This is a genomic window from Kutzneria sp. CA-103260 (genome assembly GCF_018263855.1).
Classification (GTDB): domain Bacteria; phylum Actinomycetota; class Actinomycetes; order Mycobacteriales; family Pseudonocardiaceae; genus Kutzneria.
In genome coordinates this window covers 9,105,430-9,126,363 of the sequence record NZ_CP073318.1, presented here as the reverse complement: position 1 = coordinate 9,126,363, position 20,934 = coordinate 9,105,430, and the positions used below count along the sequence as shown (strand labels likewise).

Sequence of the window (20,934 nt, the reverse complement as noted above, 5' to 3'; positions counted from 1 at the left end):
GAGAACAGGCAAGACATGGCACGCCGCAGCAAGGGCTCCGTGACCAAGGTGGACCCGTCGGCCTTCGACCGCGCGGGCGCCTCCGTGCTGGACACCCCGGTGACGACGGAGATCGAGGACTCCTACCTGGAGTACGCCTACTCGGTCATACACTCCCGGGCGCTGCCCGACGCGCGGGACGGCCTCAAGCCGGTGCACCGCCGGATCCTGTACTCGATGCACGAGCAGGGATATCGCCCCACGCACGCATACGTGAAGTCCTCACGTGTCGTCGGCGACTGCTTCGTTCGTGGCACCCTCGTGTCCACGCCGACGGGGTTGCGCCGCATCGAGGACATCGAGGTCGGCGAGCTGGTGCTGGACGCCGCCGGCGTTCCGGTGCCCGTGGTCGCCGCCTACGAGAACCCGACCTCAGAGCTGGTCCGGATCACGTGGTCCAACGGGCACAGCATGGTTGTCACGCCCGGCCAGCGCTTCCGCACCGTCGCCGATGACCTGACCGTCGAGTGGACGGACGCCCGGGATCTGTCCGGTCGGCAGACGCTCGGCTACGGGCGCGGCCGGACGGCGAACGAGCCCACCGGCGGCGACACGTACAGCTACGTGCTCGGTCTGCTCGTCGCCGAGGGCTTCCCGGTGGACCGCGCCCGTGAGGCGGACGGTCGCGTGCGGATCCACATGTGTGATCCGGAGCCGATCGACGTCGCCCATGGCTGGGCGATCGAGGCCGGCCTGAACGTCTCGCGGGGCAAGCGGGTGGCGAAGAACCCGCGGCACCGGGACCAGCACATCCTCACCTTCGCCCGGCACGACGGCCTGCTCGATGCCACGACTCCGCTCAGCGACAGCAAGTCCGTGCCGGCGAGCGTGCTCGCGGACCGGTCGCAGTGGGCGCCGTTCCTGGCCGGGCTGTACGACGGCGACGGCTACGTGCGCAAGCGCAACCGGGAGATCGTCTACGTCAGCACCAGCGAGCAGCTGATCCGTCAGGTCTACTCGATGCTGGCTGACATGGGGATCCACGGCCACCATTGGTCCCAGGCGAAGCCGAGCGGGCACAAGACGGTGTTCGGTCTGTCGGTCTCGGGCGGCGACGCCGCCGTGCTCGCCCGGTTCCTGCAGCGCTGGTCGAAGATCGGCTACAAGCACGACGACCTGTGGCGGCTGACCGAGATCGCCTACCGCTACAACGGCAAGCAGGGCAACGACCGGTTGCCGTATCGAGCGGTGACAGCCGAGTTCTCCGCGGCGCATGCCGGCGGCGGCTGGTTCCGTGACACCGAAAGTGTCGCGTTCCGCGCCTCGCTGCACAGCACGACCGGCGTGCCGGTCAGGTACGGCAAGGACCGGCACGGCAACACTCTCGCCGAGCGGTATTTCTCGCTGGGCCGCGCGCGGACCGATGGTTGGCTGGACAAGCTGCGTCGGATCGGCTCACCGCTGGCCGGCCGGCTCGACGAGCTCACCGGTTTCTCCTTCCTCACGGTCGAGTCGGTCGAGCCGGTGGACTCCGACACGACTTACGACATCCAGGTCGGCAGCGAGGAACACGCCTTCGTGACCGAAGGCTTCGTCGTGCACAACTGCATGGGCAAGTACCATCCGCACGGCGATCTGGCCATCTACGACGCCATGGTCCGCATGGCCCAGGACTTCTCGCTGAACGCGCCGCTGATCGACGGGCACGGCAACTTCGGTTCCCCGGACGACGGCCCGGCCGCCTCGCGATACACCGAGGCGCGCATGTCCAACGAGGCCATGCTGCTGGTCGGCGAGCTGGGCGAGGAGACGGTCGACTTCCGGCCCAACTACGACGGTTCGCTGGAGGAGCCGTCGGTGCTGCCGGCGGCGTTCCCCAACCTGCTGGTCAACGGCACGTCCGGGATCGCGGTGGGCATGGCCACCAACATGATCCCGCACAACCTGGGCGAGGTCGTGGCGGCGGCCCGGTGGCTGATCAACCACCCGGACGCGTCGCTGGACAAGCTGATGGAGTTCGTGCCGGGGCCTGACCTGCCGACCGGCGGCATGCTGCTGGGCCTGGACGAGGTGCGCAAGGCCTACGAGACCGGCCGCGGCGTGGTGCGGATGCGGGCCCGGGCCGAGACCGGTCCGCTGGAGGGCTCGCGGGGCCGGCAGGCGATCACCGTGACCGAGCTGCCCTACGGCGTCGGGCCGGAGAAGATCATCGAGAAGATCACCGACGAGGTGACGAAGTCCAAGCGCCTCACCGGCATCGCCGACGTGAAGGACCTGACCGACCGGGAGAACGGCACCCGGCTGGTGATCGAGTGCAAGGTCGGCGTGAACCCGCAGGCGCTGCTGGCCGACCTGTACCGGCTGACCCCGCTGGAGCAGTCCTTCGGCATCAACAACCTGGTGCTGGTGGACGGCCAGCCGCAGACGCTGGGCCTCAAGGCGCTGCTGGAGGTGTTCCTCAAGCACCGCTACGAGGTCGTCACCCGGCGCACCCGCTACCGCAAGCGCAAGCGCGAGGAGCGGCTGCACCTGGTCGAGGGCCTGCTGAAGGCGTTGCTGGACATCGACAAGGTGATCCGGCTGATCCGCAACAGCGACAACGCCCAGGCCGCCCGCGACGGCCTGATGAAGCAGTTCAAGCTGTCCGAGATCCAGGCCACCTACATCCTGGACACGCCGCTGCGCCGGCTGACCAAGTACGACAAGATCGAGCTGGAGTCCGAACAGGACAAGCTGACCGGCGAGATCGCCGAGCTGGCCAAGATCCTCGACGACCCGGCGGTGCTGCGCAAGGTCGTGTCCACCGAGCTGTCCAAGGTGACCAAGGACCTGACCTGGGAGCGCCGGACCGCGCTGATCGACGGCGACCTCAAGGAAGTGCTGGCCGCGTCCAAGCCGGCCGGGCCGCTGGAGGTAGCCGACGACCCGTGCCAGGTGCTGCTGTCCGCGACCGGCCTGGTGGCCCGCACCGCCGCCGAGTCGGAGGAGGCGTCGGAGGCCCGCCGCCGCAACGGCCGGGCCCGCAACGACGCCGTGGCCGCCGTCGTGCACACCACCGCCCGTGGGCAGATCCTGGTGGTCACCAGCAAGGGCCGGGCGTTCAAGACCGACGTGCTGCCGCTGCCGGTGCTGCCCGAGCAGGTGGGCACCGTGTCGCTGAGCGGCGGCATGGCCGCCAGCGAGCTGGTGCCGCTGGACAAGGGCGAACGCGTCATCACCATCGCGCCGCTGTCCGACACCGAGTCCCCAGGGCTGGCCGTCGGCACCCGGCAGGGCGTGGTGAAGGTGTGCTCGCCGGAGTGGCCGGTGCGGTCGGACGAGTTCGAGGTGATCACCCTCAAGGACGGCGACGAGCTGGTCGGCGCCACCTGGCTGGCTGACGGCAGCGAGACCCTGGTGTTCGTGTCCAGCGACTCCTCGCTGCTGCGCTACGAGGCCTCGCTGGTCCGGCCGCAGGGCCTCAAGGGCGGCGGCATGGCCGGCATCAAGCTCGCCGCCGACGCGCACACCGTGTTCTTCGGGGCCGTGCGCACCGACGACGAGGAGCACGGCGAGCCCATGGTCGTCACCGCCACCGGCAACACCGTGAAGGTCACGCCGTTCACCGAGTACCCGGCCAAGGGCCGCGCCACCGGCGGCGTGCGGACTCACCGTTTCCTCAAGGGCGAGAACGCTTTGCGCCTGGCCTGGGTCGGCCAGCGGCCGGCCGGTTCGACCGACACCGGCTCCTCGGTGGAACTGCCCGAGGTGGACACCCGCCGCGACGGCTCCGGGCACGCGCACCCGGGTCCGGACGTGGTCGGGCACCTGGTGGAACGGGGCTAGCTTTTGTTGGGGCGCGCCGGTTTCCGGCCGGCGCGCCCCAACTCGCGGCTCAGGAGACCTTGCCGTAGGGGTCGCGGGTGGGGTCGTCGACAGTGGGGAGCCGGCCCTCTTTGTGGGCCCGGCGCACGTCGTCGATGTAGTCACGGCTGACCATCGCGGCGACTATGGCGAGGCCGCCGCGGCGAACGCGAACCTCGCTGTTGCGGGAGGCGCCGACGAGCCGGATCACACGCGAGGTCGGGCCGGTGGGAGCCTGACTGTCCTTGACCTTGCCCCTGCCCTCCCAGTCGAGGCCCCATTGGTCGATGGTCGCGTCCTCCGGGACCAGCAGCTTGACCATTGACCGCTGCATGTCCAGTCGCACCTCGACCGAGTCGGGGATGTCCGGTGACCGCAGATCCACCACGACCTGCGCCGCCCGGGCCTTGATCTCGAAGATGCCGGCGCTGGTCCAGTTCCCCAGACGCTTGGTGGCGTCGTGGTCGACCAGGATGCGCTCCACCGGAACGGTCGGGGCGCTGCCGATGATGTCGTTGTCGCTCATGGTGGATTCCTTCCGGTGGGCGCGCGTGGTCACGCCCTGAAGACGATTGGTGTGTTCCGATTCGGCGCCGCGGATTCGGACACCGGCTCAGGCCGCGGTTCGGGAGGCTCGGTTCGGGAGGCCTGGTCTAGGCGATGACTTCGGCGTCCCAGTCGATCTCGTAGCGGTGCAGCCAGCCGAACATCTTCTCCGGCTTCATGAACAGCTTCATCGCGACCGGTGCCAGCACACTGGTGACCGCCTGGCTGATGCGGCCGTTCACCTTGTCCTGGTTGTTGCGCTCGCCGTACTCGGCGACCTTCTCCACCCGCGGCCGGCGCAGCTTCTCGAACACCGCGAACGCTTGCGGCACCGGCAGATCGCGCAGGCAGCGGGCCAGCTCGACCGCGCTCTCGATGGACATCGACGCGCCCTGCCCGGTGCTGTTGGACGGCACGTGCGCGGCGTCACCGACGATCACCATGCGGTCGGTGTGCCAGCGGGGCGCGCTGGGCATGATGTGCATCGCCCCCAACACCAACATGGTGTCCGGCGTGGCCGCGGCCAGGATCTCGCGGGCCGGGTGGTCGTCGCCGTAGAGCTCACGCATGCGGCGCAGCCACTCCGCCGCCCCGATGCGGCGCGCCTCGGGCCCGGCGATCGGCTCCGCGCTGGGCACGTTGGTGAACCAGCCGGTGTCGCCGTCCTCGGTGAGGCTGTAGCCGAGGAAACCTCGCTTACCCTGGGCGAAGTAGAACTCGTCCCGGCCAAGGCCGAGGTCGTTGCCCGGCACCTGCCCGCCGAAGCCCAGCAGTCCGGTGTAGCGCGGGGCCGGCGCGTTCGGGTCGATCAGCTTGCGGACCGCCGAGTGGACGCCGTCCGCGCCGATCAGGATGTCGCCGGTGACGCTGCTGCCATCGGCGAAGTGCGCGGTGACGCCGTCCGCGGTCTCGGTGGCGTCGACCAGCCGCCGGCCGTGGTGGATCTTGATGCCGGCCGCCGCCGCGCGCCCGGCCAGCACCCGGTAGAGGTCCGGCCGCAACACCAGCTGACTCGGGTTGTTGTCGTCGAGCTCGTCGATGGCGGCGAACCGCTTGCCGCGGCCGTCGGTCATCACCATGCGGCGGTTGGGCCGGCCGATGCCGCGCACCGGCTCGGCCAGGCCGACCACGCCCAGCGCGTTGACGCCGTTCGGCGCGATCATCAACCAGCCGCCGACGTCGTCCGGACTCGTCTGGTACGCCTCGAAGACCTCCGACTCGATGCCGGCCTTGCGCAGCGCCAGGGCCGTCACCGGTCCGGTGACGCCGCTCCCGATGATCAGTGCTTTCATGTTCTCCCCCTGAAGAATTCGTGCCACATGCGGTGGTAGTCGGGGCCGGCCAGCCGTTCGGCCAGGCTCGCGACGTAGCCGCGCTCCGCCTCGCGCATCGCGAGGCGGTACTCCTCCTCGATCAGGAACCACCAGTCCAGGCCCTGCTCGGTGTTCTGCCGGATGGTGTCGCCGATCTCGGCGACCTCGGCCGTCAGCGCTTCCAGCCGTCGTCCGAGGAGCTGGACCGTCTCCTCCGGCGGCAGCACGACCAGCAGCGACAGCGCCACCCCGAAGCTGGGGTACTCGTGCACCGGCGTCGCCACCAGCTCGCGCATCCAGTCGTACAGCTCGGTCCGCCCGGCGTCGGTGATCGCGTAGATCGTGCGCTCCGGGCGCTGGGTGTCGCGGACCGTCTCGTGCTCGGCGATGAAACCCGCCTTGGTCAGCTGCTCCACAACCATGTAGAGCGAGCCTCGGTTGTACTTGATGTCCCGGTCCTTGCCGTGTTCCTTGAGCCGCCGTCCCATCTCGTAGGGATGCATGGGCTCCGCGAACAACTCCGCCAGCACGGCCAGCGCCAGCGGGTTGGACACCTTGCGTCGTTTCACCGTCACTCCAATTGGTCAGTTCTAACTATCCATGTCTGACTAGTCAGTGTCAACTATGTGCTCGGGGCCACCCGGGCGTCACCATCGCGACAACGTGGCCGCCCGGGCCGTCATGACCGCGTACACAACCCTGCCCACCTGCGGTTTCGGGAGTGTTCTTGGAGTCGACGGACCGATCACGTGGGAGGACACGATGACCCTCGCCGAGCTGATACCCACGCTGGGTGAGTCGCTGCGCGGGCAGCTGGAACCCGGGATCTGGCCGCGGTCCGTGTGCCACGGCACCGACGGGGACCTGCTGCTCGGCGGGGTGCCGCTCACCCAGCTGGCCGCCCGTTTCGGCACCCCGGCCTACCTGCTCGACGAGCTGACCGTCCGGCAGCACTGCCGCGAGTACCGGTCCGCGCTGCCCGACGTCGAGATCGCGTACGCCGGCAAGTCGATGACCAGCCGCGGCGTGCTGCGCTGGATCGCCGAGGAGGGCCTCTCGCTCGACGTCTGCTCGGCCGGCGAACTCGCCGTCGCCCGCTCCGTCGACTTCCCCGCTTCCCGTATCCTCTTCCATGGCAACGTGAAGACCCCCGAGGACCTCAAGGCCGCCATCGCCTACGGCGTCGACCGGATCGTCGTCGACTCCCTCGACGAGATCGAGCAGCTCGGCGCCCTGGCCCGCTATCCCCAGAACGTCCTCGTCCGTGTCACCCCCGGCGTCGACGGGCACACCCACAAGGCCATCGCCACCGGCGTCGAGGACCAGAAGTTCGGCTTCTCGCTGCGTTCCGGCGCCGCCCTGGAGGCCGTCGCCCGCGTGCTGGCCCAGCCCAGCCTCCGGCTCGTCGGGCTGCACTGCCACATCGGCTCCCAGGTTTCGCGGGTCGCTTCCTTCGAGGAGGCCGCCCGGCTCATGGTCGGACTCATGGCCGCCGTGCACTCTCGCTTCGGGCTCACCCTCTCGCAGCTCGACCTCGGCGGTGGCCACGCCGTGCCGTACCGGTGCGGCGACTCCTCCTTCGACCTCCAGGGCTACGCCGACCGCATCCTCCGCGCCGTCAACTTCGAGTGCTCCTCACACCGACTTCCCTTGCCCCGCCTCACCATCGAGCCCGGCCGGGCCATCGTCGGCTCCGCCGGCGTCACCCTCTACCGGGTCGTCACCGTCAAGCACGGCGTCTCTCGCACCTTCGTCGCCGTCGATGGCGGCATGAGCGACAACCCCCGGCCTTCCCTCTACGGCGCCCGCTACTCCGTCCGCCCCGTCGGCCGCCGCTTCTCTCCCACCGGCCATCCCGTCACCGTCGTCGGCCGCCACTGCGAAGCCGGCGACGTCCTGGCCGAGGACGTCGTGCTGCCTTCCGACCTCCGCGCCGGCGACCTCCTCGCCGTGCCGTGCACCGGCGCCTACCACCACTCCCTCGCCTCCAACTACAACATGGTCGGCCGCCCACCCGTCGTCTCCGTCCACGACGGCGTCGCCCGCCTGCTGGTCCGCCGCGAAACCGAAGAGGACCTCCTGTCCCGCGACCTCGGCTGACGCCTCTGTCCACAGCCCCCGCCTGGCCATGCCGTCTGTCCACAGCAACACCGCCGCCAAGATCCACGTGCCGCGAGCGGCGATAGGATGGGCCTGGGACGCCACCCCAGGGATCGGGTGGGGGCTGTTTACCGTTGACGAGGCCGTGGCCATATTGAGCTGCACAGCGTGAGGCCGCGGGCTGTCCCTCCTCGCGAAGCGCTGATCCTTTTCGCCGGCAAGGTTCCGCCCTCGGCGTAGCCGCTGCCAGGGTTGCCCCGCTGCCACCAAGATTCGGTCATGGCCGTGATCGAGGTTGTGCTCGGGGACATCACCCAGGAACGTGTCGACGCCATCGTCACCGCCGCCAACGAGTCGCTGCTCGGCGGCGGTGGCGTCGACGGCGCCATCCACCGCGCCGCCGGTCCGCGCCTAGCCGCCGCCGGCGGCGCCATCGGCCCTTGCGACCCCGGCGACGCCATGGCCACCCCGGCCTTCGACCTCGACCCGCCCGTCCGACACGTCATCCACACCGTCGGCCCCGTCTGGGACGGCGGCGCCTACGGCGAAGCCGACATCCTCGCCTCCTGCTACCGCCGCTCCCTCGAAGTAGCCGACTCCCTCGGCGTGCGCAGCATCGCCTTCCCCGCCATCGCCACCGGCCTCTACGGCTACCCCGCCCGCCCCGCCGCCCGCATCGCCCGCGCCACCCTCTCCGCCACCCCGACCAAGGTCGACCTCATCCGCCTGGTCGCCTTCGACGAGGAGACCTACGAAGTACTCACCGACTTCGCTGACTCAGCCTCATCCTGATCGGGGCCGCGGTACCGGATCTCGATGCGGGGCGGCAGTACTCGGATGATTACGTCATCACCCTGCCGCGGCGGCCGCTTGGAGATCACCAAGCGCACCAGCATGTGGACCCCGAACAACAAAACACCGATAGCGGCGACCAATGACCAGCCGGACAGCCGCTCGATGGCGTCGACCATGTCCTTACACCCGCCTGCGCCGTTCCGGGGGCCGATCGCGGTCAGGTGGCCACTGCCAGTCGCTGACGGGATATACGTCGAGGCAGGCCACTGCCCGGAACAGGGTCTCAAGACCCCTGCGGGACGCGACCACCATGCACATGATCACGTTCCACCCGGACGAGCGGTCCAGGTCGCAGTAGCTGTACGGAGTGGATCCGGTGACCATGGGCAAGGCCGTGCAGATGATCGTGGACATCGACATGAACTTCGGCTGCCCGAAGTCAACCCGCTGGCAACTCACGCTCCAGCGGGTCAACTCGTGAGCAGCTGAGCCGACTCACTCGTCCGACGCGGTCCACAGCGCACTGATCGGGAGGCAGGCGAGGTTCTCACCGAAGGGGAGTTGTTGGTCTCCGCAGTAGAGGACAAAGCCAGCACGGAAGCGGTCGCCGAGACGTCGCTGGAGAAGTCGAAGGGAGCGAAAGTCGTCGGTGCGAACGGTCTCAGCGGCCTTGACCTCGATGGCGATCACCCGCCCCGCGTTGTCCTCCAGCACCGCGTCGACCTCGTAGCCATCGCGGTCCCGATAGTGGTACAGGCGGGGCATCGTCTGGCTCCAGGTGATCTGACGCGCGAGTTCGCCCATGACGAACGTCTCGACGAGTCCGCCTGTTGTGGCGTCGTTGGTGACTCCGGAGACCAGGTGGGCAGCCAGGCCGACATCGTTGAACACCAGTTTCGGTGTGGCGACGGCCCGAGCTGTCGCGTTGGGCGCCCATGCCGGAATCAACCGGATCAGATAGATCAGTTCGAGGAGTCCCACGTAGTCACGGACAGTCGACGCGGGAAGCGCCAAGTCCGATGCCAGGCGGTTGTAGTTGAGCAGTCCGCCGGACTGCGCGGCCAGCGTTCCGATGAGGCGCCGCATGTCGGAGACACGCTGGATGTCCGCAACCTGATGGACATCCCGACTCATGATGTCATCGAGGTACGACCTGAAGAACTGGGTACGCCGCCGGGGGGACGTACGACGAACAGCTTCGGGATACCCGCCGCAGGACACGAGAGTCAGATAGTCGCGACGACGCAGTTCCGAGGGCTTTGCCTGAAGTCGCGTGCCATGGGTGAACGCGGCATCGACAAAACCGTCGGGCTCGTCGTTGATCTCACCCTGCGAAAGCGGGAAGAGTTCGATCGTCTCCGAACGTCCGGGTAGGGCATCGGGGAGTTCGCTCAAGCCGAGCAGACGCGCCGAACCGGTCAGCAGGAATCGCCCTGGGCGAGGGTCGCGGTCAACGATGTGCTTGATCGTCAACCACAGCTCGGGAACACGCTGGACCTCATCGATGAGCATCGTGCCGCAGGAGTCCAGAAACGCCACCGGATCGGCGACGGCCGAGGCCCTGGTCCGAGGATCGTCCAAATATCGCCGCACACTGTCCGGACGGCCACGCAGGCACAACTCGGCAAGCGTGCTCTTGCCCGTCTGACGTGCTCCGTTGATGATGACGACACGCGTGTCCGCGAGCGCCTCCTCGACCAGGTCAGCGGCTCGACGTGGTAGGTACTCGCGAGTTCCGGGCACCACCCGATGATACCGGTGTGTCGTGGATCTGCCGAAGGTAGCGTCGTGGATCTGCCGAAATTGGCATCGTGGATCTGCCGAAGATTGCGTCGTGGATCTGCCGAGCAGCCGGTCGCCGCACCGAGGTGACGCGTGTCGCCGGTTAACCTAGGTGCGTGCCTGCCATGACGACTCCATCCCTGCGGATCGGACCCCATACGGTCGACCCGCCGGTGGTGCTCGCGCCGATGGCGGGGATCACCAACACCGCCTTCCGGCAGCTGTGCCGGCAGTACGGGGCGGGCCTGTACGTCTGCGAGATGATCACCAGCCGGGCGCTGGTGGAGCGCGACGCCACCACCATGCACATGATCACCTTCCACCCGGACGAGCAGCCCCGCTCGCTCCAGCTGTACGGGGTGGATCCGGTGACCATGGGCAAGGCCGTGCAGATGATCGTGGACGAGGATCTGGCCGACCACGTGGACATGAACTTCGGCTGTCCGGTGCCGAAGGTGACACGCAAGGGCGGGGGCGCGGCGCTGCCGTACAAGCGGCGGCTGTTCGGGGACATCGTGGCGGCGGCGGTGCGGGCGGCGGAGCCGGCGGGGATTCCGGTGACGGTGAAGTTCCGCATCGGCATCGACGACGAGAACCTGACGTACCTGGACGCGGGCCGGATCGCGGAGGCGGAGGGGGCGCAAGCGGTTGCGCTGCATGCCCGGACGGCCTCGCAGCGGTACTCGGGCAAGGCGGACTGGTCGGCGATCGCCCGCCTGAAGGAGACGGTCACGACCATCCCGGTGCTGGGCAACGGCGACATCTTCAAGGCCCAGGACGCGCTGGACATGGTGGCGGCGACGGGCTGCGACGGGGTGGTGGTGGGCCGGGGCTGCCTGGGCCGCCCCTGGCTGTTCGGGGAGCTGCAGGCGGCGTTCCGGGGTGAGCCGCTGCCGAAGGGCCCGACGCTGGGTGAAGTGGCCCAGGTGCTGCGCCGCCACGCGGAGCTGTTGACGGACCACTACGACGAGCACAAGGGCCTGCGCGACCTGCGCAAGCACATGGCCTGGTACCTGCACGGCTTCCCGGTGGGCTCGACGGTGCGCCGGGGGTTCGCGATGGTGTCGAGCCTGCAGGAGCTGGACGACCTGATCGGCCAGCTGGACCACGAGGTGCCGTTCCCGGCGGACGCGGAGGGGCCGAGGGGTCGGCAGGGCTCGGCGGCGAAGGTGGTGCTGCCGGAGGGCTGGCTGGACGACCCGGAGGACGCGAGCGTGCCGGCGGGCGCCGAGATGATGCACTCGGGCGGCTGACGAAGCCGGCAAGCGACACCGGAAGGGGCGGGCTGAGGTGGCGGACGGAAGGCTGATCCTGGCACTGACCGGCTGCCTGGCGCTGACGGGGTGCTCGGTGGCCGGCACGGCCCAGCCGTCGCCGGATCCGGGGCTGGTGACGGCGTACTTCAACGAGCTGGACACGGCGGCGGCGCAGGGCGTGCAGCAGGAGCAGAAGTTCCTGACCGCGACCCAGGTGCCGGCGTTCGCGGATCGGGTGTGCGACCTGAACGGGGTGACGATCACGATCACGCCGGCGCTGCCCACGCTGCGGGCGGAGTCCGGATGGTCGCCGCCGGGCTCGGACAAACGACCCAGCGGACAGGTCTATGTGGTGGCGGTGACGCTCACCATCCGTCAGGGCAACTCGGTGGTGGGCACGCAGATCGGCTCGCAGCGGGTCGTGGTCGACGGTGGCCGGGCGTACAGCTTCGCCCCCTGTCCGGCCCAGTGACGGTACTCACATACGCCCATCCGTGTTACTCAGGGTCAGCGTTTTGGGCCACGGCTCGGTCAGCCAGTAGAGGGAAATGAGGCCCGGCCAGGGTGTCGGATCTCAAGCCGCGCCGCCGCGGGGACGACACCACCTTCGTGAGGAGGTGAGCGCGGTGACCGCGTCATCACAGCCCGACGTCTCTGAGGAACCGGACGGCCAGCAGGCCGACGGCGGACTGGTGAACCTGCACGAGAAGCTCGCGGGCCTGCTCGCCTCCCGCGGCCAGTGGCGCGAGGCCTACGACCACCTGCGGTCCGCGCTCGACCTGATCTACCAGGACGGCGACGGCCACGTCCCGGCGGTGCCGGAGCAGCTGCGCCGCGAGGTGGACCGGCTGCGCCGCGAGCACGCCGAGGCTCACGAGCAGAGCATCAGGGACAGCCTCACAGCCAGCTACAACCGCCGCTACCTGGACCAGAGGCTGGTGGCGATGCTGGCGGACCAGGCCGGCGCGCTGGCGGTGGCGCTGGTCGACCTGGACTGGTTCAAGCAGGTCAACGATCGCTACGGGCACCTCGTAGGGGACCGGGTCCTCCAACAAGTCGTGGAACTTCTGCAGGTGGAGCTGCCGGAGCCGGCGTTCTGCGCCCGCTACGGCGGCGAGGAGTTCGTGCTGGTGCTGCCGGAAACCGAGCAGGCGCGGGCGGTGGAGATCGCCGAGGCGGCGCGGGACCGGGTGGAGCGGCACGACTGGTCGGCGATGGCCCCTGGCTTGCGGGTGACGGTCAGCGTCGGCGTCGCCCACGAGGAGGGCGGCAGCTGCGAGAACGGGGCCGAGCACCAGCTGCTGCAGGCCGACAGCCTGCTCTACTCGGCCAAGCAGTCGGGGCGCAACGCCGTCGCCTACCGCGAGAACGGTCGGGTGCGGCTGGCCGGTCCGGCCTCGGGCCGCCGGGCGATCGCCGACGTTCGGGTCGCCGAGCACTACTGACAGCAACCTCACCCAGCTCAAGTGCCCATTCGGCCTAACGCGGTGGGCGGTTTCGAGTACGAACCGTGTCAGAATTCCGGCTGCCTGTCGCTAGAACTAGCGGTCGTCCGTACTATCGCGTGCGCTGGGTGCCGCGCCGCGATGTGCAACCACTGTGGCCGCACTGACGTCAACTCGTGATGAACAGCCCGTATGGGCCGTGAGCCGGAAGGGAGCCTGGGTGCCCGACGATCCCCGCTTCGGCGGCACTGGTCCCGACGGCGCCCCGGACCCCGACGAGGAGCCGACCGGGCGCCGCGGCCGTCGACGCAGGTCGATGGAGGCCTCCGGTGGCCTGAGTGTGTCCGACCTGGTCCAGCGGCACACGGGCTCGCGCCCGAACCTGCCCCGGCCGACCCCGCCGGCGGCCGAGCCGCCGCCTTCGCAGCCGAGTGGCCGTCGCCGGGCGGCGCCGGCCGAGCCGCCCGTTCCGCCCACGTCGCGGGCTGGACGGTCCAACCCCGGAACGGGTCAAGTTTCCGGTCAGCACCCGGTCGTGCCGCAGAACGACCAGCCGACCGGTCGACGGGCCCTGCGTGAGCCGGGCCCGGTAGCCGGCACGCGCCCTGGGGAGTCCACCGGCCGCCGCGCCGCCGTCACGCCGCCAGGAGAGTCGACCGGCCGCCGCGCGGCCGTGCCGCCGCCGCTGGACGACGATGACGACGACGAGACCACCACGCTCCGCCGCGGTGATGCCGCGGGCCGCCTCGCGGGCCCTGGAGAGGCCCCTGGACGCCGCGCGGCCGTGCCGCCGCCGGGGGAGTCCACGGGCCGCCGCGCGGCCGTCACACCGCCCGCTGAGGCCACGGGCCGCCGCGCCATGGTTACGCCCCCGCCCGGGGAGTCCACGGGCCGCCGCGCCGCCATCACGCCGCCGGGAGAGTCCACGGGCCGCCGCGCGGCCGTGCCGCCCCCCGGTGAGGCCACTGGGCGCCGCCAGATGCCGCCGGCTGGGCCGCGCCCGGGCGAGTCGAGCCTGTCCAACATGCGCCGGCCGATGCCGCCGGGCGGTCGCCCGCCCGTGCCACCGCCCGGCGAAGCCACTGGCCGCCGTCCGGTCGTACCGCCCCCCAACGGCGCGCCTGGTCCCAATGGAGCACCGAACGGAGCGCCCAACGGCGCCCCGCGCCCGGGCGAGTCCTCGGGCCGCCGCCCGATGCCACCACGGCCCGGTGAGGCCTCCGGTCCCCGTCCGGTCATGGACCGGCCGGGCGAGAGCAGCGGCCCGCGCCCGGTGCTGCCGCCCAACGGCCGCCCGCCGGCGCCGCCCCGGTCCCCGTCGCAGGACAGCCTGCGGACGCGACTGGAGCCCGAGGCGGGCCTGGCGGAGCCGTCGGAGGAGCAGCTGCTCGACGCGGACGTCGACGAGCCCGAGGCGCCGCCGCTGCCGGAGCGCCGCGAGGACATCGAGCTGGCCGCGCTGACCACGGAGATGGAGCCGATCGGCGAGGAGGTGCAGCGCCGCCGCAAGGTGGACCAGACGCTGGCGCGCTTCTCCGCGGTGCACGACGAGATGGCCATCGAAGAGGCCAAGCGGCGCAACCGGCAGAAGAAGTACATGCCGTGGATCGACACCGAGGACGGGGTTCCGCAGGAGCCGCCGGCCTCGGCCGAGGAGCCGGTCGAGGACGATCCCGAGTTCGACATGGATCCGGCCGAGATCGAGCGGGCCCGCGAGAAGCGCCGCATGATCGGGTTGGTGATCAAAGTGGTGGCCATCGCCGCCGCCGCGATAGTGCTGATCGTCTGCGGCATCGCCTGGGGCTCGGTCAAGCAGTGGAGCGGCGCGGACATCAAGCAGGTGGACGCGCTGGACACCAGCTCGTCGGCGATCCAGGCCGCCGACAAGCAGCGAGGCGCCGACAACTTCCTGTTCGCCGGCTCGAACATCGTGCTGGTGGCGCACGTGCCGGCCGACCGCAAGCGGATCGTGTTCGTGTCCTTCCCCAGCGGCCTGCAGCTCAGCCAGCCGCCGTGCGGCCCGGCCAGTCTGGCCGGCGCGCTGGCCGCGGGCGGCCCGCAGTGCGTCACGCAGGACGTGCAGAAGGTCTCCGGGCTGCTGATCAACCATTTCATGACGATGAGCTCGGACGGCCTCAAGGGCATCGTCAACGCCATCGGCAACGTCGAGCTGTGCGTGAAACAACCGTTGCAGGACGGGCAGTTGGGCACGCTGCTGTCCGGCACCGGGCCGCAGCCGATCGACGGCGACACCGCGGTGAAGATCCTGCAGGCGCGCAACGTTTCCGGTGACGCGTCGCCGGACCTGGGCCAGATCCAGCGGCAGCAGCGGCTGATGGGCGCGCTGCTGCGCTCGGCGGTGCAGAACCAGGTGCTGCTCGACCCGACCAAGCTCAACAGCCTGCTGAGCGCGGTGTCCAAGAACGCCTCCGGCGACAACGTCGGCGTGGACCAGCTGTCCTCGCTGGCCCAGTCGGTGCAGGGCGTCGGCCCGGACCAGGTGGTGTTCACCAGCGTCCCGGTGGGTGGCACGCCGGAGGCCATGAAGTCCTTGTTCACCGCGGTGATCAACGGCACGCCGCTGCCGTCGGAGGGCGCGGCCGGCAGCGGTCCGCTGGTCGACCCGAAGTCGATGAAGATCCAGGTGATCAACGGCACCGGCAAGGGCGAGCTGCCCACCAACACCTCGACTGCCTTGGGGCACCTGGGTTTCCAGGTTGTGTCGCTGGACAAGGCGGCGAACCCGATCGACAAGACCGCCGTCCGCTACGCCCCGGGCCGGGAAGCGCAGGCGCGCACGCTGGCCGCCGCCGTGCCGGGTTCGAAGCTGGTCGAGGACTCGTCGCTGGCCGGCGCGGTGCAGCTGGTGATCGGGCCTGAGTTCGACGGCAATGTCGCGACGCCGCAGGCCTCGCAGAACAGCCAGCAGGCGACCGACGTGTCCACGATCAGTGGCGCCGACGGCTCCTGCCAGTGACGATGCCGGTTCGTCGCCCGTGGTTCACGTCCGGTTCATCCGGCGATGCCGTCGGCGCGACCCCGTGCACGTAGGCTGTCGGCCATGCGTGAGGCTTACCACGACCAGCTCGGCGAGCTCGCTGACCAGCTGGCGAGCATGTGCGGTTTGGTCGGCGACGCCATGGAGCAGGCGACCAAGGCGTTGCTGGACGCGGATCTCGGCATCGCCGAGCGAGTGATCAGCGGCGACCAGAAGATCGACGACGCGCGGGCCAAGTGCGAGGAGGACGCCTACGCGCTGCTGGCGCTACAGGCTCCCGTCGCCACCGACCTGCGCACGGTGCTGTCGGTCATCCACGCAGCGGAAAGCCTGGAGCGGATGGGCGATCTGGCGCTGCACGTGGCCAAGGCGGCCCGCCGCCGGCACCCGGCGGCCGTGCTGCCCGAGGAGGTGCGGGGCTACTTCGCCGAAATGGGCCGGATCGCCGTCGACCTGGCCCGCAAGGCGGAGCAGGTGATCCGCACCCAGGATGTCGACCTGGCCCGTCGCCTCGACAACGAGGACGACGCCATGGACGACCTGCACCGGCACCTGTTCTCGGTGATCATGGACAAGGAGTGGGGTCACGGCGTGCCCTCGGCCGTGGACATCACCCTGCTGGGCCGGTTCTACGAGCGCTTCGGCGACCACGCCGTCTCGGTGGCCAAGCGGACCGTCTTCGTGGTCACCGGCCGCATGCCCGGCTACTCCAGCGGCGCCGACGACCTGTAGACACCACAACAAGAACAGCGGCCCCGCCGGAGAGATCCGGCGGGGCCGCTGTCGCATGTGGACGATCAGCCGAAGCGGCCGGAGATGTAGTCCTCGGTCGCCTGCTGGCCGGGGTTGGAGAAGATCTTCTCGGTGTCGTCGATCTCGATCAGCCGCCCGGGCTGGCCGACGCCGGCCAGGTTGAAGAAGGCGGTCTGGTCGCTGACCCGGGCCGCCTGCTGCATGTTGTGGGTGACGATGACGATCGTGTAGTCCTTCTTCAGCTCGCCGATCAGGTCCTCGATGGCCAGCGTGGAGATCGGGTCCAGCGCGGAGCAGGGCTCGTCCATCAGCAGCACGTCGGGCTGCACGGCGATGGCGCGGGCGATGCACAGACGCTGCTGCTGGCCGCCGGAGAGGCTGCCGCCGGGCTTGTCCAGGCGGTCGGCGACCTCGGCCCAGAGGTTGGCCCCGCGCAGCGAGCGCTCGGCCACCTCGTCGAGCTGCTTCTTGTTGCGCACCCCGCCCAGCCGCAGCCCGGCCACCACGTTGTCCCGAATGGACATGGTGGGGAACGGGTTGGGCCGCTGGAACACCATGCCGATGGTGCGGCGCACCTCGACCGGGTCCACAGTGGACGCGTAGATGTCCTCGCCGTCCAGCAGCACCTTGCCCTCGACGCGAGCGCCGGGGGTGACCTCGTGCATCCGGTTCAGCGAGCGCAGCACGGTGGACTTGCCGCAACCCGAAGGACCGATGAAGGCGGTCACGCTGCGCGGCGGCACCGCGAGCGCCACCCCGTCCACGGCGTGGAACTTGCCGTAGAAGATGTTCAGGTCCTTGACGTCGATCCGCTTGGCCATTTGTCAGCTCACTTCGTCTTGATGGCCGAGAACCGCGACACGAGGGCGGCCACGAGATTGAACAGCATGATCAGGATGATCAGGGTCAGCGCCGCCCCCCACACCCGCAGCTGGCCCGCGGGGTTGGGGTTGTTCAGCTCGTTGTAGATCAGCAGCGGCAGCGAGGTCATGTTGCCGTCGAAGATGTTGAAGTTGATCGACTTCGAGTAGCCGACCAGCACCAGCACCGGCGCGGTCTCGCCCATCACCCTGGCCATCGCCAGCATCACGCCGGTGACCACGCCGGACAGCGCCGTGGGCAGCACGATCCGCACGATGGTCTTCCACTTGGGCACGCCCAGCGCGTACGAGGCCTCGCGCAGTTCCTGCGGCACCAGCCGCAGCATCTCCTCGGTGGACCGCACGACCACCGGCAGCATCAGCAGCACCAGGGCCAGCGACACGGCGAACGCGCTCTGGCCCAGCCCGATGGTGCCGATCCACAGCGCGAAGATGAACAGCGCCGCCACGATGGAGGGCACACCGGAGAGGATGTCCACCATGAACGTGGTGAGCCGGGCCAGCCGGCCCCGGCCGTACTCCACGAGGTAGATCGCGGCCAGCACGCCGATCGGCACCGCGATCACCGCGCACACCAGCGTCTGCAGCAGGGTGCCGATGATCGCGTGGTACGCGCCGCCGTCAAACTCCTTGGGCAGCACGCCCTTGAGCGAGTGCGTCCACCAGTCGGCCGACAGCAGGGCCTGGTAGCCGCGCAGGATCACGGTGATCAGCAGCCACACCAGCGGCACCAGCGCGACCAGGAAGGCCAGCCCCACCAGCACGGTGGCGGTCATGTTCTTGAACTTGCGGGCGCCGCTCACGGGCTGGAACGCCGGCGGGCTGGCCGGACGGTCCAGAGTGGACTCGGTGGTGGTCATTTCGCCGCCTTCCCGCCCGCGATGGACCGGGCCAGCGCGTTGACCAAGAAGGTCAGGATGAACAGCACCAGGCCGGCCGCGATGTAGGCGCCGGTGGGCAGCGGCTGGCTGAACTCGGACGCGGCCGAAGCGATCTTGGACGCGAACGTGTAGCCGCCGTCGAACAGGCTCACCCCGGACGGGGTGGGCGAGGCGTGCAGGATGAGCAGCACGGCCACCGTCTCACCGAGCGCGCGGCCGAGGCCGAGCATGGAGGCGGCGATGTAGCCGCTGCGGCCGAACGGGAGCACCGTGGTCCGGATGACCTCCCACTTGGTGGCCCCCAGCGCCAGCGCGCCCTCGATCTGCATCACCGGGGTCTGCCGGAACACCTCGCGGCTGACCGAGGTGATGATCGGCAGCAGCATCACCGCCAGCACCACGCCGACGGTGAAGATGGTGCCGGCGCCGGCCAGCGGGATGTTGCCCTTGGCGAACAGCGGGAACCAGCCGAAGGTGGCGTTGAGCCAGGTCTCGAACGGCTCCAGGGCCGGGCCGAGCACGAGGATGCCCCACAGGCCGTAGACGATCGACGGCACGGCCGCCAGCAGGTCCACGACGTAGGCGAACGGGCGGCTCAGCCGAGCCGGCGCGTACTGGGTGAGGAACAGCGCGATGCCCAGCGAGACCGGCATGGCGATGATCAGCGCCACCAGCGAGGTCAGCACCGTCACGATGAGCAGGTCCCTGATGCCGAACATCAGGTTGTTCGGGTCGAGGGTGACGAAGTTGGCGCTGGTGAGGAAGTTGTCCTTGTTGACCAGCAGCGACGGGACTGCCTTGATCAGCAGGAAGATCCCGATCAGCGCGATCGCGATCACGATCGCGAGGCCGGCGCCGGTGGTCAGCGTGCGGAAGATCGTGTCGCCCGGGCGGCGCACGGCCGCGGTCCGGGCACCTGGTTGACCGCTGTCGGAGGTCATGGCACCAATCATGCGGCTACCGCCCCGATCGTCCAGAGCGGGCTCTGGACGATCGGGGCGGACGCGCGTCGGTCGGGTGTCGCTCATCTGGGTGCTGCGGTCAGCTGATGGCGTCGATGGCCGCGGCCAGCTTGGTCTTCAGCGAGTCGGGCAGCGGCGCGTAGCCGTTGGTGGCCAGCTGGGCCTGCCCCTGGTTGATGGCGGTGGTCAGGAAGGCCTTGACCGCCTTGCCGGTGGCCGCGTCCGCGTACTTCGAGCAGACGACCTCGTAGGTGGCCAGCACGATCGGGTAGGCCCCGGCCGCGGTGGTCTTGTGGATCGAGCTCAGGTCCAGCGACAGGTCGTTGCTGCCCGGGTTCTTGAAGGCGGCGCTGGAGATGGCCTTGCCGACGCTGTCCGCGCTGACCTTGACCGGGGTGCCGCCGGCGGTGGTGGCGATGGAGGCGATGTTCAGCTTGTTGGCCTGCGCGAAGGACCACTCGACGTAGGCGATGCCGCCGTCGGTCTGGCCGAGCGCGGTGGCCACGGCCGGGTTGCCGGACGCGCCGGAGCCCACGCCGCCGTTGAAGGTCTTGCCGGCGCCCTTGGTCCAGCCGCCCGCGTTGGTCAGGTACTGCTGGAAGTTGTCGGTGGTGCCGGACTGGTCGGACCGGTAGACCACGCTGATCGCGGTGCTGGGCAGCGTCGCGCTCGGGTTCAGCTTCTTGATCGCGTCGTCGTTCCAGGTCTTGATCTCACCGTCGAAGATCTTGGCGGTGGTGGCGGCGTCCAGGTTGAGGTCGGACACGCCCTTCACGTTGTAGACCACGGTGATCGGGCCGAAGACGGTCGGCAGGTCCCAGGCCGGGCTGCCGCAGGCCTGCGCCGCCTTGTCCGGCTCGCCCTTCTTCGGGTCCAGCGCGGAGTCGGAGCCGGCGAAGTCGGTCTGCTTGCCGGTGAAGTCCGAGATGCCGGCGCCGGAGCCGTTGGCCGTGTAGTTGACGTCGTTGCCGTCGCACGCGTCGTTGTACGCCTTGACGAACAGGTCCATCGCGTTCTTCTGCGCGGTGGAGCCGCTGGCCTTGAGCGTCTTCTTGCCCGAGCAGTCGACCTTGGGGGCCGAGGAGCTGGAGCTGGTGTTGGTGGAGCCACCCGTCGCGCCGGTGTTGTTGTCGCTGCCACAGGCGGTGAGCAGGAGGGCGCCTGCCGCCATGATGCCCAGCGCGACGCCGTGCCGCTTCATGTTCACCTGGATCCTCCGTTTGGAGACTCGACTTCGAGCGCGACGGGTCCCGTCGCTCGTTTGCCGACCGTAGGCAGCCCGAGTGGACGACAGCCCTTGGGTAGGTGAACGAAAGGTGAACAGGGCACACGAAGTGACGACAACTACTCCGATAGGGTGGTATCGCGACCCCAGCGTGACCCGGTTGATGAGAGTTCGT

The 20,934-nt window shown here is 69.6% G+C and carries 17 protein-coding genes; 8 read left to right on the top strand and 9 right to left on the bottom strand.

What is annotated here, in order from left to right:
* Positions 1-15: 15 nt before the first annotated feature.
* The gene (locus JJ691_RS40500) at positions 16-3,804 is read left to right on the top strand and encodes a DNA topoisomerase (ATP-hydrolyzing) (protein WP_211764764.1); all 3,789 of its coding nucleotides are present in this window, start codon (positions 16-18) and stop codon (positions 3,802-3,804) included.
* A gap of 49 nt (positions 3,805-3,853) precedes the next feature.
* Here JJ691_RS40500 and JJ691_RS40495 read toward each other — a convergent pair whose 3' ends face one another.
* The 3 genes from JJ691_RS40495 to JJ691_RS40485 form a co-directional block, all read right to left on the bottom strand.
* Positions 3,854-4,348, bottom strand: a complete 495-nt coding sequence (locus JJ691_RS40495) for a hypothetical protein (RefSeq protein ID WP_211764763.1) — start codon at positions 4,346-4,348, stop codon at positions 3,854-3,856.
* 127 nt (positions 4,349-4,475) lie between these two features.
* A complete protein-coding gene (locus JJ691_RS40490; protein ID WP_211764762.1) occupies positions 4,476-5,660 on the bottom strand; it encodes an FAD-dependent oxidoreductase in 1,185 nt (394 codons plus the stop codon).
* Positions 5,657-6,250, bottom strand: coding sequence for a PadR family transcriptional regulator (locus tag JJ691_RS40485; protein WP_249227331.1), 594 nt, complete (start codon positions 6,248-6,250; stop codon positions 5,657-5,659). Before JJ691_RS40485 ends, JJ691_RS40490 begins: the two co-directional genes overlap by 4 nt.
* Positions 6,251-6,443: 193 nt before the next feature.
* Here JJ691_RS40485 and lysA point away from each other — a divergent pair, with 193 nt between their 5' ends.
* On the top strand, positions 6,444-7,781 hold the full coding sequence (lysA, locus tag JJ691_RS40480; protein WP_211764760.1) for a diaminopimelate decarboxylase: 1,338 nt from the start codon (positions 6,444-6,446) through the stop codon (positions 7,779-7,781).
* 279 nt (positions 7,782-8,060) lie between these two features.
* The gene (locus JJ691_RS40475) at positions 8,061-8,573 is read left to right on the top strand and encodes a macro domain-containing protein (protein ID WP_211764759.1); all 513 of its coding nucleotides are present in this window, start codon (positions 8,061-8,063) and stop codon (positions 8,571-8,573) included.
* Here JJ691_RS40475 and JJ691_RS40470 read toward each other — a convergent pair.
* A complete protein-coding gene (locus JJ691_RS40470) occupies positions 8,531-8,752 on the bottom strand; it encodes a hypothetical protein (RefSeq protein WP_211772278.1) in 222 nt (73 codons plus the stop codon). The two genes, JJ691_RS40475 and JJ691_RS40470, sit on opposite strands and share 43 nt — an antisense overlap.
* A gap of 319 nt (positions 8,753-9,071) precedes the next feature.
* Complete coding sequence (locus JJ691_RS40460) at positions 9,072-10,319, bottom strand: ATP-binding protein (RefSeq protein WP_211764758.1); 1,248 nt, start codon at positions 10,317-10,319, stop codon at positions 9,072-9,074.
* A 164-nt stretch (positions 10,320-10,483) separates the two neighbouring features.
* On the opposite strand from JJ691_RS40460, the gene dusB reads away from it, so the two are divergent.
* The 5 genes from dusB to phoU all read left to right on the top strand — a co-directional run bounded on the left by dusB (position 10,484) and on the right by phoU (position 16,789).
* Positions 10,484-11,611 (top strand): tRNA dihydrouridine synthase DusB, encoded by a 1,128-nt coding sequence (gene dusB / locus JJ691_RS40455; protein ID WP_211764757.1) that lies wholly within the window; start codon positions 10,484-10,486, stop codon positions 11,609-11,611.
* A gap of 37 nt (positions 11,612-11,648) precedes the next feature.
* Positions 11,649-12,086, top strand: a complete 438-nt coding sequence (locus JJ691_RS40450) for a hypothetical protein (RefSeq protein WP_211764756.1) — start codon at positions 11,649-11,651, stop codon at positions 12,084-12,086.
* A gap of 145 nt (positions 12,087-12,231) precedes the next feature.
* Positions 12,232-13,059, top strand: coding sequence for a GGDEF domain-containing protein (locus JJ691_RS40445; RefSeq protein WP_442912510.1), 828 nt, complete (start codon positions 12,232-12,234; stop codon positions 13,057-13,059).
* Between the two features lie 1,237 nt (positions 13,060-14,296).
* Entirely contained in the window at positions 14,297-16,036 is a 1,740-nt protein-coding gene (locus JJ691_RS40440; RefSeq protein WP_211764754.1) for an LCP family protein, read from the top strand.
* 84 nt (positions 16,037-16,120) lie between these two features.
* Positions 16,121-16,789, top strand: coding sequence for a phosphate signaling complex protein PhoU (gene phoU / locus JJ691_RS40435; RefSeq protein ID WP_211764753.1), 669 nt, complete (start codon positions 16,121-16,123; stop codon positions 16,787-16,789).
* A 65-nt stretch (positions 16,790-16,854) separates the two neighbouring features.
* On the opposite strand, the gene pstB is transcribed toward phoU, so the two are convergent.
* The 4 genes from pstB to pstS all read right to left on the bottom strand — a co-directional run bounded on the left by pstB (position 16,855) and on the right by pstS (position 20,735).
* Positions 16,855-17,631, bottom strand: a complete 777-nt coding sequence (pstB, locus tag JJ691_RS40430; protein WP_211764752.1) for a phosphate ABC transporter ATP-binding protein PstB — start codon at positions 17,629-17,631, stop codon at positions 16,855-16,857.
* 8 nt (positions 17,632-17,639) lie between these two features.
* The gene (gene pstA / locus JJ691_RS40425) at positions 17,640-18,551 is read right to left on the bottom strand and encodes a phosphate ABC transporter permease PstA (RefSeq protein WP_211764751.1); all 912 of its coding nucleotides are present in this window, start codon (positions 18,549-18,551) and stop codon (positions 17,640-17,642) included.
* Positions 18,548-19,513 carry a phosphate ABC transporter permease subunit PstC gene (gene pstC / locus JJ691_RS40420; protein ID WP_211764750.1) on the bottom strand — a complete coding sequence of 322 codons (966 nt, stop codon included), beginning with the start codon at positions 19,511-19,513 and terminating at the stop codon, positions 18,548-18,550. Before pstC ends, pstA begins: the two co-directional genes overlap by 4 nt.
* Before the next feature lie 100 nt (positions 19,514-19,613).
* A complete protein-coding gene (gene pstS / locus JJ691_RS40415; RefSeq protein WP_211772024.1) occupies positions 19,614-20,735 on the bottom strand; it encodes a phosphate ABC transporter substrate-binding protein PstS in 1,122 nt (373 codons plus the stop codon).
* Between the last annotated feature and the right edge of the window lie 199 nt (positions 20,736-20,934).